The 14,296-nt window shown below is 49.3% G+C and carries 14 protein-coding genes; all 14 read left to right on the top strand.

Features of this window, described 5'->3' with window-relative positions; translation table 11 throughout:
* The 14 genes from fliG to prfA all read left to right on the top strand — a co-directional run bounded on the left by fliG (position 1) and on the right by prfA (position 14,135).
* Positions 1-1,002: a flagellar motor switch protein FliG gene (fliG, locus tag OSQ85_RS05355; protein WP_265821817.1), complete on the top strand. Its 1,002-nt coding sequence runs from the start codon at positions 1-3 to the stop codon at positions 1,000-1,002.
* A 21-nt stretch (positions 1,003-1,023) separates the two neighbouring features.
* Positions 1,024-1,908 (top strand): FliH/SctL family protein, encoded by an 885-nt coding sequence (locus OSQ85_RS05350; RefSeq protein WP_265821816.1) that lies wholly within the window; start codon positions 1,024-1,026, stop codon positions 1,906-1,908.
* Positions 1,871-3,178, top strand: coding sequence for a flagellar protein export ATPase FliI (gene fliI / locus OSQ85_RS05345; protein ID WP_265821815.1), 1,308 nt, complete (start codon positions 1,871-1,873; stop codon positions 3,176-3,178). Before OSQ85_RS05350 ends, fliI begins: the two co-directional genes overlap by 38 nt.
* 1 nt (position 3,179) lies before the next feature.
* Positions 3,180-3,617 carry a flagellar export protein FliJ gene (fliJ, locus tag OSQ85_RS05340; RefSeq protein ID WP_265821814.1) on the top strand — a complete coding sequence of 146 codons (438 nt, stop codon included), beginning with the start codon at positions 3,180-3,182 and terminating at the stop codon, positions 3,615-3,617.
* Positions 3,610-4,092: a MotE family protein gene (locus OSQ85_RS05335; protein ID WP_265821813.1), complete on the top strand. Its 483-nt coding sequence runs from the start codon at positions 3,610-3,612 to the stop codon at positions 4,090-4,092. The genes fliJ and OSQ85_RS05335 overlap by 8 nt, the downstream gene beginning before the upstream one ends.
* Positions 4,093-4,719, top strand: a complete 627-nt coding sequence (locus tag OSQ85_RS05330) for an O-methyltransferase (RefSeq protein ID WP_265821812.1) — start codon at positions 4,093-4,095, stop codon at positions 4,717-4,719.
* A 384-nt stretch (positions 4,720-5,103) separates the two neighbouring features.
* Positions 5,104-6,297, top strand: a complete 1,194-nt coding sequence (locus tag OSQ85_RS05325) for a peptidase U32 family protein (protein ID WP_265821811.1) — start codon at positions 5,104-5,106, stop codon at positions 6,295-6,297.
* Complete coding sequence (gene ligA / locus OSQ85_RS05320) at positions 6,285-8,252, top strand: NAD-dependent DNA ligase LigA (protein WP_265821810.1); 1,968 nt, start codon at positions 6,285-6,287, stop codon at positions 8,250-8,252. Before OSQ85_RS05325 ends, ligA begins: the two co-directional genes overlap by 13 nt.
* 2 nt (positions 8,253-8,254) lie before the next feature.
* Positions 8,255-9,061, top strand: coding sequence for a pyruvate, water dikinase regulatory protein (locus OSQ85_RS05315; RefSeq protein WP_265821809.1), 807 nt, complete (start codon positions 8,255-8,257; stop codon positions 9,059-9,061).
* Positions 9,062-9,270: 209 nt separating this feature from the next.
* A complete protein-coding gene (gene rho, locus OSQ85_RS05310) occupies positions 9,271-10,512 on the top strand; it encodes a transcription termination factor Rho (protein ID WP_265821808.1) in 1,242 nt (413 codons plus the stop codon).
* A 430-nt stretch (positions 10,513-10,942) separates the two neighbouring features.
* Entirely contained in the window at positions 10,943-11,155 is a 213-nt protein-coding gene (gene rpmE, locus OSQ85_RS05305) for a 50S ribosomal protein L31 (RefSeq protein ID WP_265821807.1), read from the top strand.
* A gap of 53 nt (positions 11,156-11,208) precedes the next feature.
* Positions 11,209-11,916: an FAD-dependent thymidylate synthase gene (gene thyX, locus OSQ85_RS05300; RefSeq protein WP_407649324.1), complete on the top strand. Its 708-nt coding sequence runs from the start codon at positions 11,209-11,211 to the stop codon at positions 11,914-11,916.
* A gap of 74 nt (positions 11,917-11,990) precedes the next feature.
* Positions 11,991-12,887 carry a DUF1385 domain-containing protein gene (locus tag OSQ85_RS05295; RefSeq protein WP_265821805.1) on the top strand — a complete coding sequence of 299 codons (897 nt, stop codon included), beginning with the start codon at positions 11,991-11,993 and terminating at the stop codon, positions 12,885-12,887.
* A 177-nt stretch (positions 12,888-13,064) separates the two neighbouring features.
* Complete coding sequence (gene prfA / locus OSQ85_RS05290) at positions 13,065-14,135, top strand: peptide chain release factor 1 (RefSeq protein WP_265821804.1); 1,071 nt, start codon at positions 13,065-13,067, stop codon at positions 14,133-14,135.
* Positions 14,136-14,296 lie beyond the last annotated feature (161 nt).

Genomic DNA, 14,296 nt, shown 5'->3' with positions numbered 1-14,296 from the left:
ATGAGTCTTTCCAGTTCAGGCATCAGAAAAGCCGCAGCGGTGCTTATAGCCCTCGGCGAGGAAATTTCATCCTCTATTTTCGCTCATCTTGATGATGACGAGGTGCAGGAGATCTCAAAAGAGATCGCCATGACTAAGATCATCCCCCCTGAGGAGATGGACGAAACCATAGAAGAATTTTACAACATGATGCTTGCTAAAAAGTTCATCGCCAAGGGCGGTCTTGAATACGCGAAAAGCGTTCTTGTCAAGTCTCTCGGTCCTGAACGCGCAAGGAAGATTATTGACCGCCTCACCAAAATGATGGAGCAGTCCAGCGGCTTTGAATTCCTTACTAAAATCGATCCCAAACAGCTTGCAAAATTCATACAGACCGAACACCCGCAGACAATCGCGCTTATCCTTGCCCACCTTGACCCCAGCCATGCCGCGGAGTCTCTGGCGCAGCTTCCGGAGGAGCTGAAGGCGGAGATAACGCTGAGGATAGCGAACCTTCAGGATATTTCGCCCACGGTTGTAAAAACCCTGTCCAGAGTGCTTGAGGAAAGGTTTGAATCCCTGTCCTCATACAATGTTGAAGTGGGCGGTGTTAAGTCTGTGGCCGAAATATTCAACCGTATGGACAGAGTGACCAGCAAGGCCACGCTGGAAAAACTGGAGAAGGAAGCGCCGGAGCTTGTTGCTGCGATACGCGATATGATGTTCGTATTCGAGGATATCAGAGAGCTTAACGATGTTGCCATTCAGGAAATCCTTAAGAAAGCTGATAAAAAGGCTCTTACCCTTGCCCTCAAGGGTGCTGATGATGATACTAAGGAACGCTTCTTCAGAAACATGTCCAAACGCGCCGTGGAAACAATGCGCGAAGAGATGGACTACATGGGCCCTGTCAAGCTCAAGGAAGTGGAAAAGGCTCAGCACGAGATTGTCGCCATTGTACGCGAACTCGACGAAGAAGGGGTTATCAACCTCGGCGGCGGAGAGGAAGAGCAGTACGTTTAACAAATCCCACCGGATTGAATTATGTCCAGAAAAATCGTCGGCAAAAACAGACAGAAAGGGCTCAAGGAAATGGACATCACCAGTTTCGGTGATGTGGAGCGCGGAGAAAAGGTTTTTACGCTTGAAAAGCTTAAGGATACTAATGCCGTCAGCGGCGAGATCCCGTTTCTTTTCGCCAGCTTCGACACAGCAGTCAACCTCGGCAAGGCGCGCATAGTCGGCGATTCGTCTGTTTATCTGGACAAACATCATAAGCCCGACCCTGAACCCGAAGCCAAGCCTGAACCCGGAAAAGAGGAGCCCAAGGAGTTTTCCGAAACCGTTTTCAAAGAAGCGGAGATAAAGGAAGAGCCTCCGGTTATGGATGAGGAGAAGCTTCAGGAACTCCTGAAAGCCGAATACGAAAGGGCATACAATGACGGCTACAAAAAGGGTATGCTTGAGGCGGCGGAAAACTCCAGAAAGCAGTATAATAAAGAGAAAAACGACTATATAGAAATGCTTCAGGGCGCTTATAAAGAGGTAATATCCCGCGCGGGTGTCTTTTCTTCCGCTGTGAAGGAACTGGACAGCGCACTGCCCGAAATGCTCACTCACTTCCTTGAAACCCTTATCGGTGCGGAAAGAAAAGTGAACGGGCGGCTTATCGTCTCTGTCATTAAAAAGAGCCTTGACAGTCTGCATGAGCTCAGCCGTGTGGTTTTCAGGGTAAACCCCGATGATCTGGATACGGTGAGGCAGGCATTTCCCGACTATGATTCCGTGGCTGACCCTGCAATAACTCAGGGCGGACTCAGGATAGACACCAGCATAGGGGAGATGGACTACACTATAGAAACCATGCTGGAGAATTTTAAGAAGCTGATCTATGAAGAACTTGAATCGACTCAGACAGATAAACGCTAAAGAAGAGATAGTAATCTCCGGCAGGGTAACAAAGATAATCGGTCTCACCATAGAGGCTGACGGACCCCTGCTGGGAATCGGAACCAGATGCGCCATAGAGGGCAGCGACGGCAGAACGGTTCTCTCTGAAATAATCGGCTTTAATGATAACAGAATAATTCTGATGCCCTACGGCGACAGCGAAGGAATAGCCCCCGGAAGCAGGGTGCACAACACTGCACTGGGAAACACCGTCAAGGTTTCCGAAAATATGCTGGGGCGTATTCTTAACGGCCTCGGTGAACCCATAGACGGCAAAGGCCCGATACAGGATTACGAACTGGTCAAGGTCTACTCCTCTCCGCCGCTGCCGCTGGAAAGGGAAATCATACGCGAATCAATCTCCACCGGAGTTAAGGCGATAGACGCACTCATGACCTGCGGCTCAGGGCAGAGGGTGGGCATATTTGCCGGTTCCGGCGTTGGTAAGTCGGTTCTTCTCGGCATGATAGCCAGAAATACCGAGGCGGATGTGAACGTGATAGCGCTCATAGGCGAACGCGGCAGAGAGGTACGCGAGTTTGTGGAGCGGGATCTGGGGCCTGAGGGTCTGGCGAGAAGCGTTGTAATAGTCGCCACCAGTGATCAGTCCGCCCTTGTGCGTAAGCTGGGCGCATTTGTTGCCACTGCCGTTGCGGAGTATTTCAGGGCAAAGGGCAAAAATGTCATGTTCATGATGGACTCTGTGACAAGGTTCGCAATGGCGCAGAGGGAAATAGGCCTCACCGTGGGTGAGCCGCCCACCTCAAAAGGGTACACGCCCTCAGTCTTCGCTCTATTGCCCAAACTTCTGGAAAGAGCAGGCACAAAGAGAGGCGAAGGGGCTGTCACCGGGCTTTACACAGTCCTTGTGGAAGGGGACGACATGAACGACCCCATCGCGGATTCAGTGCGTTCAATAATAGACGGCCACATAGTGCTGGACAGGCTGCTCGCAGCCCGCAACCATTACCCCGCTATAGACATCCTCATGAGCGCCAGCAGACTCATGAAGGAGATAATAACGAAAGAAGACTTCGCCTCCGCAGGGCGTTTCCGCGACCTGCTCAGCGCATACCGCGAGGCGGAAGACCTAATCAACATCGGAGCTTATGTCAGGGGCAGCAACCCCAGAATTGACGAAGCCATAGCGAAGATAAACCGCATAAACGAATTCCTCCGTCAGGGGATAGACGAAAACTTCACCCTTGAAGAGGCGCGGACAAAGCTTAATGAAATAACGGCGGGATGATATGAACGCCAAATTCAGGCTGGAAAAGGTTCTGGAGCACAGAGAACGCATCTTTGAACTGGAGAAGAACAAGCTGGCGGAGTTTGAGTCAAGGCTCCGCACACTTACCGCTCAGCTTACTGATATGCTTGAGACCGAAAAGCAGAAGCATGCCGAAAAGGAAGAAGCCAAAATAAGCGGACAGATGCAGTTCGTGCGCATGTACGATGCTTACATCCTCAAGCTTGAAGGGCACAGAAAAACCATGGAGCGCATGGTGCATGATGCCCGTTTAGTGGTGGAGCGGCAGAAAAAGAAAACAGTTCAGGCCATGAACAACCACAAAATTATGCTGAAACTCAAGGAAAAGCATGTCAAGGACTACTCCGCCTATCTGGATAAGGAAGAGATGAAGATGATAGATGAACTCATAGTTTCAAGGAGCGGCAGAAATGAATAAACCGTTACTCACGGCGCTTTTGGTATTAACCGCTGTGCTCACCGCACAGGCACAGAGCATTGTGGATATTCAGAGCCTCGCTGCAAGGCTTGAGGCTAAGGAGCAGGAACTGAACAAAAAAGAAACTGCTCTGGCGGATAAGGAAAAACGCCTGAAAGCCCTTGAGGAAGAGCTTATCGCAAAAGAGAACGAGCTCAACGCCATCAAGGACACAATAAGCAAAAGGCTGAACGAGGTTCAGTCCAGCGAGGATAAAAACCTAGATGCCCTCGCCAGAATATACTCCTCCACCAAACCGAAATCAGCGGCGGAAATTTTCGTGAAGATGGACACGGACAAGGCTGTTCAGCTTATCCGCAGGATTCCCCCCATGAACGCAGGCAAAATAATGGCCGCTCTCGGCAAAATTGACGCTGAAAAAGCATCCCAGATAACGGAAAAACTCACTCCAGAAAAGGTAAATCTCGGTCAGTAAATGAGAAATGATATACTAATCCCCGGTATTCTCGAATACATACGCTCCACCGTAAGGGCGAAAAATGAAGACATGCACGACTATGCCAAAAAACACGATGTCCCTTCCGTGGAACCGGAAACAGGGGAGCTGCTCCGCCTGCTGGCATCTGTGCTGAAACCCGCCTCCGTACTCGAAATAGGCAGCGGAATAGGCACATCCACAACCTATATCAAACAGGGCTGCCCGAAGGCGAAAATAACCGGCATAGACCATAACCCAAACCGAATTGCTGTGGCGAAAACCCTGTGCATCGAACTGGAAAATGTGGAATTCATAAACGAATCAGCATTTACATACCTGAACCGGACAAACGATAACTACGATATGGTGTTCATCGACTCCGTAAAACGGATCTACCCGCTGATGTGGCAGACTGTTAAAACCAGAGTCAACAAAGGCGGACTCGTCATTTTCGATGACGTGCTCCTCTTCGGCATGCTCGCAATGGAAACAGCGGAAGTCCCCCGAAAATACCGCCAAGGCCGCGACGAACTCCTCAGCTTCATCGAGGAAATAAAAAATGATATGCCTGCATCATCAACGCTGCTGCCCGTTGGTTCGGGCGTACTTTTGGTGAATTTCTGATTTCCATGGACGGAAATCCCGCCGTGCGCAGCGAAGCCGTGTTTACCACGGCGCGAGCGTGTATTAAAATTTCCACTGAAGGAAATTTTAATCAGTAAATCAGATATGCCTGCATCGTCAACGCTGCTGCCCGTTGGTTCGGGAGTTTTGTTGGTGAATTTCTGATTTCCATGGACGGAAATTTTAATCAGTAAATCAGACATGCGAAGCAGTTAAAAATTTTTGAAGGGGTTTGGGGAAAGCTTTTTATAAAAAGTTTCCCCGTGACTTAAAAATGAGAAACCCTTTTTTAACGGGAAAAAAGTGTTTCTCAAACTCTTCCCAAAAAACCGAATTTTTTAAATTTTAGTATTTAGTAACTCAAAAAAGGAAAAAATAAAAACAATGTCAGTTGAACTTTTAAGCCCTGCGGGGAATTTTGAAAAATTAAAATATGCTGTCCGTTACGGTGCTGATGCGGTGTATCTCGCCGGGACGGGTTACGGTCTGCGCGCCAAGGCGGGCAATTTCGGCATGGACGATTTGGGTGAGGCTCTGAGTTTTCTGCACAGTCAGGGTAAGAAGGGTTATGTCACTGTTAACGCTTATCTTCGTAATGCCGAGTTTGACGGTTTGAGGGAGTATTTATACAACCTTGAGTCTGTGAGGCCGGATGCTATGATAGTGTCTGATCCGGGTGTGTTTAAGGTTATCAGGGACATGAAGCTTAAGACCCCTGTGCATATCAGTACGCAGTCAAATGTGACGAACCTTGCCGCTGTGGATTTCTGGGCGGAGCTTGGCGCGGAGAGGGTTATCCTTGCCCGTGAGCTTTCCGCTGAGGAGATAGCGTATATCTGTAAAAATGCCAAGGCAGAGATAGAGGTTTTTGTGCACGGAGCTATGTGCATATCCATGTCCGGCAGATGTCTGATAAGCAATTACATGACGGGCAGGGACGCCAACGCCGGGATGTGCACACATCCATGCAGGTGGAAGTATTCGCTGGTGGAGGAGACAAGACCGGGCGAATATTTCCCTGTGGTTGAGGATGAGCGCGGAACATATTTTTACAACAGCAAGGACTTATGCCTGATAGAATACATCGGTGAGCTTGTGAAGGCCGGTGTTAAGAGCATTAAGATAGAGGGCAGAATGAAAAGCGTTATGTATGTGGCGCTTGTTACAGGCGCATACAGACAGGCGCTGGACTGGGCCATGGCCGATCCTGACAGCTACGAAGCCAGAGAGGAATGGGTGCGGATGCTGAAAAGCGTCACCCACCGCAGCTATACGGCGGGCTTTTACAAAGGGGACACTGACAGCAGTTCAATGAACTATGCCAACGCAAACTATATTCAGGAGAGCGAGTTCCTCGGTTCGGTGGAAAACGGGGAGATGCTGGCGAAGAATAAGTTTCTGGCGGGTGAGGAGCTTGAGTTTGTGACACCTTTTCTGGAGGTTCTGCCTTATAAGGTGACTAATCTGACGGATGAGCAGGGCGCGCCTGTTGAGGGCACAAGGCCGAACTACCGCTACAGCATGGAACTGCCTGACGAACTGCCCGACGGGAGTATTCTGAGAAGATGGAAAGTATAAAGGAACAATACGACAGGCTTGTCGAAGAGATTAAACAGCACGACACAAATTACTATGTCAATGACGCTCCGGTGATCACGGATTTTGAATATGATCAGCTTTACAGAAGGCTTCTTGATATGGAAGCGGAGCATCCTGAGCTTGTGCGGGATGATTCGCCCTCGAAACGTGTGGGCGCTCCTCCTGTGGAGGGGCTTGAGAACATCACCCACGAAGTAAGGATGATGAGTCTTAACAACACCTACAGCGATGCGGAGCTGGACAGCTTTATCGCCACTGTTTACAAAGAGACGCTGGAGGAGCCGCAGTTTGCTGTGGAACCGAAGATAGACGGTGCTTCCGTCAGCCTTGTGTACGAAGGCGGCAGACTGATAAGCGCTGCCACAAGGGGGGACGGCGCAGTGGGGGAGGATATTCTCCACAATGTCAGAACCATAAGGGCGGTTCCGCTGAAGATAAAAGATGCGCAAAGGCTTATTGTCCGGGGCGAGGTCTACATGCCTGTGGAATCTTTCAATAACCTCAACGAAAAGCGGGAGGAGGAAGGACTTCCTCTGTTTGCAAATCCGCGTAATTCCGCTGCGGGGAGCCTTAAGCTTCTGGATTCAAGAGAGTGCGCAAAAAGAAACCTGAGCATGTTCGCCTTCGGGCTGGACAGGGGGCAGGGGGACGGACATTTTGAAGACCTCATGCGCCTGAAAAAACTCGGTTTCCGCATCAATGACATGGTGAAGCTCTGTAAAACAGCGGAAGAGGTTAAAGAGCATGTGGCATTTATCCGATCAAAAAGGGAAAGCCTCAGCTACGAGATAGACGGAGCGGTCATTAAGGTGGATAACTACCGCCTCCGAGACAGGCTTGGGATGACCATAAAAGCCCCGAAATGGGCAATAGCATACAAATATCCGGCGGAAAAAGCCGTTACAAGGCTTCTCGGAGTTGAGTTTCAGGTCGGCCGAACGGGAACAGTGACTCCGGTTGCCATACTTGAGCCTGTGAAGGTCAGCGGAAGCACAGTCGGAAGAGCCACGCTCCACAACATGGACGAGGTGGAGAGGCTGGGGATCAGAATCGGCGATTATGTGAGCCTCGAAAAGGGCGGTGACGTTATCCCGAAGGTGACGGGCGCATTGGCGGAGAGAAGAACAGGGGCGGAAACGGAGATACCGCTCCCTGAAAAATGCCCTGTCTGTCACCATGAGCTTGTGCGGGAGGATGTGGCGTTCAGATGCGTCAACCCTGAGTGCACAGGCACTGCGAGGGGCGCACTGAAGCACTTTGTCGCACGTAATGCCATGGATATACGGGGTTTCGGCGAATCTCTCATAGACAGGCTTATGGAATCGGGTATGCTGAAAACTCCGGCGGATATTTACACCATGGATTATAACTCTCTGAGAACTATGGAAGGTCTTGGGGATAAATCGGTGGATAACCTCCTCGCCGCAGTTGAGGAGAGCAGGAACAAGCCTTTCGAGAAGGTGCTTTTTGCCATAGGGCTTCCCTCCGTGGGTGTGCGCACGGCGGAAATACTCGCGCAGGAGTTCGGCAGCATAGACAGGCTCAAATCTGCAACTGAGGAAGAGCTCACAGCGGTTTACTCCATAGGCGCACTTGTGGCAAAGGATATAACCGAGGCACTGAAACAGCCGAAATATATTAATCTTATCAGTTCCCTGCGTGATGCCGGACTCCGCTTCGAGGCGGAAAAGAAGGAAACAGGCGGAATATTCGAGGGGCAGACATTCCTGATAACCGGAACTCTCAGCCGTCCGAGGACTGACTTTGAAGAGCTTATAAAATCGCTCGGCGGAAAAATAGCAAGCGGAGTGAGCAAAAATCTGTCATATTTAATTGCGGGTGAAAAGGCCGGAAGCAAGCTGGAAAAGGCGGAAAAACTCAGTGTCAAGGTTCTGACAGAAGATGAGTTTATGAACATGGCCGGACGGAGCTGATATTGAAGCGTATTTACATACTGTCTGACGGAACAGGGCAGAGCGCCCTTAATATAATGAAGGCGGCACTCCTCCAGTTTGAGGATCCGCAGGTGAAGTTCACCATATATTCCATGGTGGACAAGCTGGACAAGCTTAAGGCTATTCTGGAGCATGCGCGGGTTGATAATGGTTTTGTGGCTTTCACAACTGTTATCAAGGAGTTCCGAGAAACTATCCATAAATTCTGTCATGAAAACGGTATTCTTCATTACGATATTCTTGGGCCTCCCATCGACAAGCTTGAGGAGTTCCTCGGAAGAAAGGCAATGGAGAGTCCCGGTGTTCTCCGCAAGGTGGATGAGAAGTACTTCAAGCGTATCGATGCGGTGGAGTTCACCCTCAGCCATGATGACGGTAAAATAGTCACCGGGCTGGATGAGGCGGATATAATAGTCCTCGGCCTTTCCAGAACATCAAAGACACCCACCTCCTTCTTCCTTGCTCAGCAGGGGTTTAAGGTGGTCAATATACCTCTCGTGCCGGAAGTGCCTATCCCTGAGGAGGTTTTTAAGGTTGACCCTAACAAGGTCGTCTGCCTCATCATGGACCCGGAAGTGCTCCAGAAGGTGCGCACGGCAAGGCTTAAGCATTATAAGACACAAAGCAAGTATAACGATATGCGCAAGATCTTCGAGGAGGTTGAGTTCGTCTATGAACTGATCCGCAAAAACAGAAGGTGGCATATTGTTGACACGACAAATAAATCAATCGAAGAAACGGCAAGGGAGATAATCCACTCCGTCTTCGGGCGGGATATGGAGCTTTAGGGCTGTATGAACCGCCCGCGCAGACGCTTTTTGCCCTAAAAAACTCTTGACACGGGTTAAAGCTGTCTATAAAGTTTGGTGTACACAGCCTTCATGGCATGTCTCACCCTATTTAACTTAGCGGAAAAATCACACTGAATCCGGGTTATTAATTTACAAATCAAATTATTTCAACCTGAGTATTATGTATAAAATTATGAGGTGAATAAGTGAACCTGAACGATTTGAAGAAAAAATCGATCGAGGATCTTGTTGCCATTGCGAATTCCGTGGAGATAGAGAACTCGGCTAACCTGCTGAAACAGGAGCTTATTTTTGAGATTCTCAAATCCACCAGCGCAAGGAACGGACACATTTTCGGACAAGGCGTACTTGAAATTCTTCCCGACGGCTTCGGCTTTCTCAGATCGACGGATTACAACTACCTGCCGGGCCCGGACGATATATACGTTTCTCCCGCTCAGATAAGGAAATTCGGTCTTCGCAACGGCGACACAATAGCGGGGGAGATCAGACCCCCGAAGGACAATGAGAAATACTTCGCACTGCTCAAGGTTGAGCAGGTCAACTTTGAGGAACCCGCCAGACAGAGGAACCTCTTTGAAAACCTTACGCCCCTTTTCCCTGAGGAAAGGCTGGAGCTTGAGGCCTTCCCCACTCATTACGACACGAGGATAATGAACCTCATCGCCCCTGTGGGTAAAGGACAGAGGGGTCTCATCGTTGCCCCCCCGAAAACGGGTAAAACGATGCTTCTTAAATCCATCGCAAACAGCATTACCAAAAATCATCCCGAAGTCTACATGATCATCCTTCTTATAGATGAACGTCCCGAAGAGGTTACGGACATGCAGCGTTCCGTTAACGCTGAGGTTGTGAGCTCAACATTCGACGAACCGGCATACAGACACGTGCAGGTTTCCGAAATGGTTCTCAATAAAGCTAAAAGGCTTGTTGAACACGGCCGTGACGTATGTATCCTTCTGGACTCTATAACAAGGCTTGCCAGAGCCTACAACTCCATCGAACCGCCCAGCGGCAAGGTTCTTTCAGGCGGTGTGGACTCTAACGCGCTTCATAAGCCCAAGAGATTTTTCGGCGCAGCCAGAAACATTGAGGAGGGCGGCAGCCTTACCATCATAGCCACTGCCCTTGTTGACACCGGCTCCAGAATGGACGAGGTTATCTTCGAGGAGTTCAAAGGTACGGGCAACATGGAGCTTCACCTTGACAGGCGTCTCGTTGAGAAAAGAACTTTCCCCGCTATCGACATCAACAAGTCCGGAACCAGAAGGGAAGAGCTTCTCCTCGGCGAAAACGAGCTCAACAAAGTATGGATTCTCCGCAGATTCCTCAGCAACATGAACGCTGTGGACGCTATGGAATTCCTGCTTGATAAAATGAAGGGCACTAAGAATAATATCGGCTTCCTTGAATCTATGGGTAAGTAGGCGTTGCAGGCCGCATGATGCGGCTCGCGCAGCGGAGCAAGCCCGAAGTTTCTTCGGGTGAAGCGATAAGAAAAAACAGCAGGATGCTGGTTTTTTCGACTATGTAAAGAATCTATGGGTAAATAGGCGTTCCAGGCCTGTAATTTCCGAAAGTGTCGGGATTACAGGTTTGATCTTGAAAAGGGTTTGCGGTTGTGATATAACCTCTACCCTTGACCTATAGTTCGGTGCGTCTTATTTTATACAGACTGCGCCGATAAAGGAAAATATATGCAGGCCGTGCGCAGTTTTGTGCATGATGCGGTTAAGATACGGTTTCAGGAAGAAACCGCGCCGTGCTCAGCGAAGCCGAACTTGTTTCGGCGCGAGCGTGTATGCAAAAACCGCAGGACGCTGGTTTTTGCATTATAAAATATAGAGGTACATTAAGATGAAAAAAGGTATCCACCCTGATTACAAAGAAGTGTCTTTCAGATGCGCATGCGGTAACGAGATTAAAACAAAATCCACAGTTAACCCTGCTAAAGCAGCCGTTGCTATCTGCTCTGAGTGCCACCCCTTCTTCACCGGCAAACAGAAATTCCTCGACACGGCAGGCCGCGTTGAGAAATTCATGAAGAAATACGGTAAAGCACAGGGTTAATTTCACATATGTGCGGGCAGAAAAGCGGTTCTGCTGATTTCCAGCCGGCGGAAATAAACGTCCGCCTGCTGAACTGCACCGCAGAAGGTGAACTTACGGCAGCTATGGCTGCCAAGCTCTGCTATTCCGATGCAGGTATTGATGATCTCTTTGAAAAAGTCTCCTCCACCGAGCAGACAAAATTCATAGAGAAAATCGTTTCCATCGGTCACCATTCCGTTCTTGAGCATGTCTCATTCACTTTCGGCATTGAAGGTGTATCCAGAGCGCTCACCCATCAGCTTGTCAGACATCGCATAGCAAGCTACTCCCAGAAATCACAGAGATACGTTAAGCACGGCGGCGGGTTTGAATATATTATTCCCGAAACCGTTGCGGCTGATTCTGAGGCAAAGCAGGAATTTGAACGCATAATGGGAGAGGTGGCAAAGGCTTATGACCTCCTCGCCTCAAAAGGTGTTCCCGCTGAGGACGCGCGCTATGTTCTCCCGAATGCCTGTGAAACCAAAATCATAGTCACTATGAATGCCCGTGAACTCATCCACTTTTTCCGCATACGCTGCTGCAACAGGGCGCAGTGGGAAATAAGGAAAATGGCCGAACTTATGCTTGTCGAATGTATGAAAATTGCTCCGTCCATATTTAAGGACTCAGGCCCCGGCTGTGTTTCAGGCGCATGCCCTGAGGGGGCTTTCACCTGCGGCAAGGCAAAAGAAGTCAGAGAAAAATACAGAACCCTCCTTTCAGAAAAAGAGCGCTAGCGTATTTTTTAAACCTTTAAGTATCTCAAAAATCGTATATATTATCCCATGATATTTTTTATAAGGAATGTTTAATGGCAAAATTTGACGTAGGCGGACAGGCGGTTATTGAGGGTGTAATGATGCGCGCGCCCAGCAGATTCGTAATCGCAGTAAGAAAACCGGACGATAACATAATAATCAAAAAACAGGACGTGAGTCTGGACAGGAATAAATGGCTGAAAAAGCCTGTGCTCAGAGGACTTATTGCCCTCTATGACGCTCTTGTTCTCGGCATAAAGGCGCTTAATTTCAGCGCATACCACTCCACAGGCGAAGGAGAGGAGCAGGTAAGCAAAGTCGGCATGTTTTTCAGCATGGCGGGCGGACTGGGTCTCGGTCTGCTGCTGTTTGTATATCTGCCTCTGCTGCTTACGGATCTCTCCAAACATATACTGCCCGCTGTTGAAACCTCATCCCTGCTGTACAACGCGATCGACGGCGTTATCAGGGTGATTTTCTTTGTGCTGTATGTGTGGATAATATCCTTTTTTAAGGATATTCAGCGTGTTTTTCAATACCACGGCGCTGAGCATAAGGTTATCTACACCTTTGAGGCCGGGCAGGAACTTACGGTGGAAAACGCACGTAAAATGGGCAGACTCCACCCCAGATGCGGAACAAGCTTCATAATAATAGTTATGGCGGTGTGCATACTCTCGTTCTCACTCATACCGAACGATTCGCACTTTTTAATCAAACTCGGCGCAAGGGTCGTGTTCATCCCGCTTATTGCAGGCATATCTTACGAAATACTGAAATTCAGCGGCCGCCACTGCGGAAACCCGCTGCTTAAAATATTCATCACCCCCGGCCTCTGGGTGCAGAAAATAACCACCAGAGAACCCGACGACAAACAACTCGAAATAGCGATCATCTCCCTGAAAGCAGCCTTGGATCAGGAACTTCCGGAAGGGATAGAGGTAGTGTAAAAATTTTTTTAAATAATTTATAAGGGGAAACTTTTTCCGGAAAAAGCTTCCCCTTACCCCTTAAAAAAGCGTGATTGCTCCGCAGGAAATTCGATTTTTGGAAGATAGTCCGATAGAACGTTTTTTCCCTAAAAGTTCCCTCGGATACAACGGATTATTAAATAATAGGAATAAACAATGTTCGACAAACTGGAAGAAGTAGTCATCAGGTATGAAGATCTTACGCGCAAGGTAAATGACCCTGCGGCGGCGAAGGATCCCAAAGCGTTTCAGAAGCTTGCCAAAGAGCATTCCGAGCTTCGCGGAGTTGTGGAAAAGTATGAGGAGTACAAGGGTGTTAAGACTTCGATAGCTGAGGCTAAGAGCATTCTTGAAACTTCAAATGATGCTGATCTGCGTGAGCTTGCGGAGATGGAGATTGAAGAAGGCAGGGAAAAACTGGAAACCTTGGGTGAGGAGCTTAAGCTTCTTCTCGTTAAGAAAGATCCTTACGATGATAAAAACATATATGTGGAAGTCCGTGCCGGAACGGGCGGGGATGAGGCTTCGCTTTTCTCTGCTGCGCTTTACAGGATGTACACCCGCTATGCGGAAAACCAGCGCTGGAAGACCGAAATAATCGATTTCAATGAGACAGGCGTGGGCGGTTACAAGGAGATAGTCTTCATGGTGAAGGGTAAGGGCGCTTACAGCCGCCTGAAGTATGAATCCGGCGGTCACAGGGTTCAGCGTATCCCCGAAACCGAGTCCGGCGGACGCATACACACATCAGCGTGCACTGTGGCGGTTCTGCCTGAGGCGGAGGATGTGGAGATAGATGTGAACCCGACAGACATCAAGGTGGATGTGTACCGTGCCAGCGGTGCAGGCGGGCAGCACGTAAACACCACTGACTCAGCCGTGCGTATGACCCATATCCCCACAGGGATTGTGGTCACCTGTCAGGATGAGAGAAGCCAGATAAAAAACCGTGAGAAGGCGCTTAAGCACCTTAAATCAAAGATACTTGAGATAGAGATCCGCAAACAGGCTGACGAGCGCGCCGAAAGCAGAAAGCTTCAGGTGGGCTCCGGCGACAGAAGCGAAAGGATCAGAACATACAACTACCCTCAGAACAGGGTGACAGACCACCGCATCAACGTAACCTCATACAGCCTCGACCGTTTCATGGAAGGCGAAATGGACGACATTTTGGATGCTCTGTTCTCCTTTGATCAGGCAGAGAGATTAAAGGAAGCCGGATTATAACAGTTCCATGGATGGAACTGCGCCGTGCGCAGCGAAGGCTTGCTTTGCAAGGCGCGAGCGTGTGGCAAAATCTGACAGGATGTGCAGATTTTGGTTGTTAGTCAGCTCAGGCAGAGAGATTAAAGGAAGCCGGATTATAACAGTTCCATGGATGGAACTGC

Origin of the sequence: Geovibrio ferrireducens, from assembly GCF_026226615.1 — a bacterium.
Classification (GTDB): Bacteria; Chrysiogenota; Deferribacteres; order Deferribacterales; family Geovibrionaceae; genus Geovibrio; species Geovibrio ferrireducens.
The sequence above is the reverse complement of the archived record's forward strand: the minus strand, read 5'-3'. Positions and strand labels throughout refer to the sequence as shown.

Bases quoted from the DNA above. Each gene is read 5' to 3' on its own strand.
- OSQ85_RS05350 (WP_265821816.1), top strand. From the start codon at position 1,024: ATGTCCAGAAAAATCGTCGGCAAAAACAGACAGAAAGGGCTCAAGGAA.
- fliJ (WP_265821814.1), top strand. From the start codon at position 3,180: ATGAACGCCAAATTCAGGCTGGAAAAGGTTCTGGAGCACAGAGAACGC.
- prfA (WP_265821804.1), top strand. From the start codon at position 13,065: ATGTTCGACAAACTGGAAGAAGTAGTCATCAGGTATGAAGATCTTACG.
- OSQ85_RS05325 (WP_265821811.1), top strand. From the start codon at position 5,104: ATGTCAGTTGAACTTTTAAGCCCTGCGGGGAATTTTGAAAAATTAAAA.
- ligA (WP_265821810.1), top strand. From the start codon at position 6,285: ATGGAAAGTATAAAGGAACAATACGACAGGCTTGTCGAAGAGATTAAA.
- OSQ85_RS05335 (WP_265821813.1), top strand. From the start codon at position 3,610: ATGAATAAACCGTTACTCACGGCGCTTTTGGTATTAACCGCTGTGCTC.
- fliG (WP_265821817.1), top strand. From the start codon at position 1: ATGAGTCTTTCCAGTTCAGGCATCAGAAAAGCCGCAGCGGTGCTTATA.
- rpmE (WP_265821807.1), top strand. From the start codon at position 10,943: ATGAAAAAAGGTATCCACCCTGATTACAAAGAAGTGTCTTTCAGATGC.
- OSQ85_RS05330 (WP_265821812.1), top strand. From the start codon at position 4,093: ATGAGAAATGATATACTAATCCCCGGTATTCTCGAATACATACGCTCC.
- fliI (WP_265821815.1), top strand. From the start codon at position 1,871: ATGAAGAACTTGAATCGACTCAGACAGATAAACGCTAAAGAAGAGATA.
- OSQ85_RS05295 (WP_265821805.1), top strand. From the start codon at position 11,991: ATGGCAAAATTTGACGTAGGCGGACAGGCGGTTATTGAGGGTGTAATG.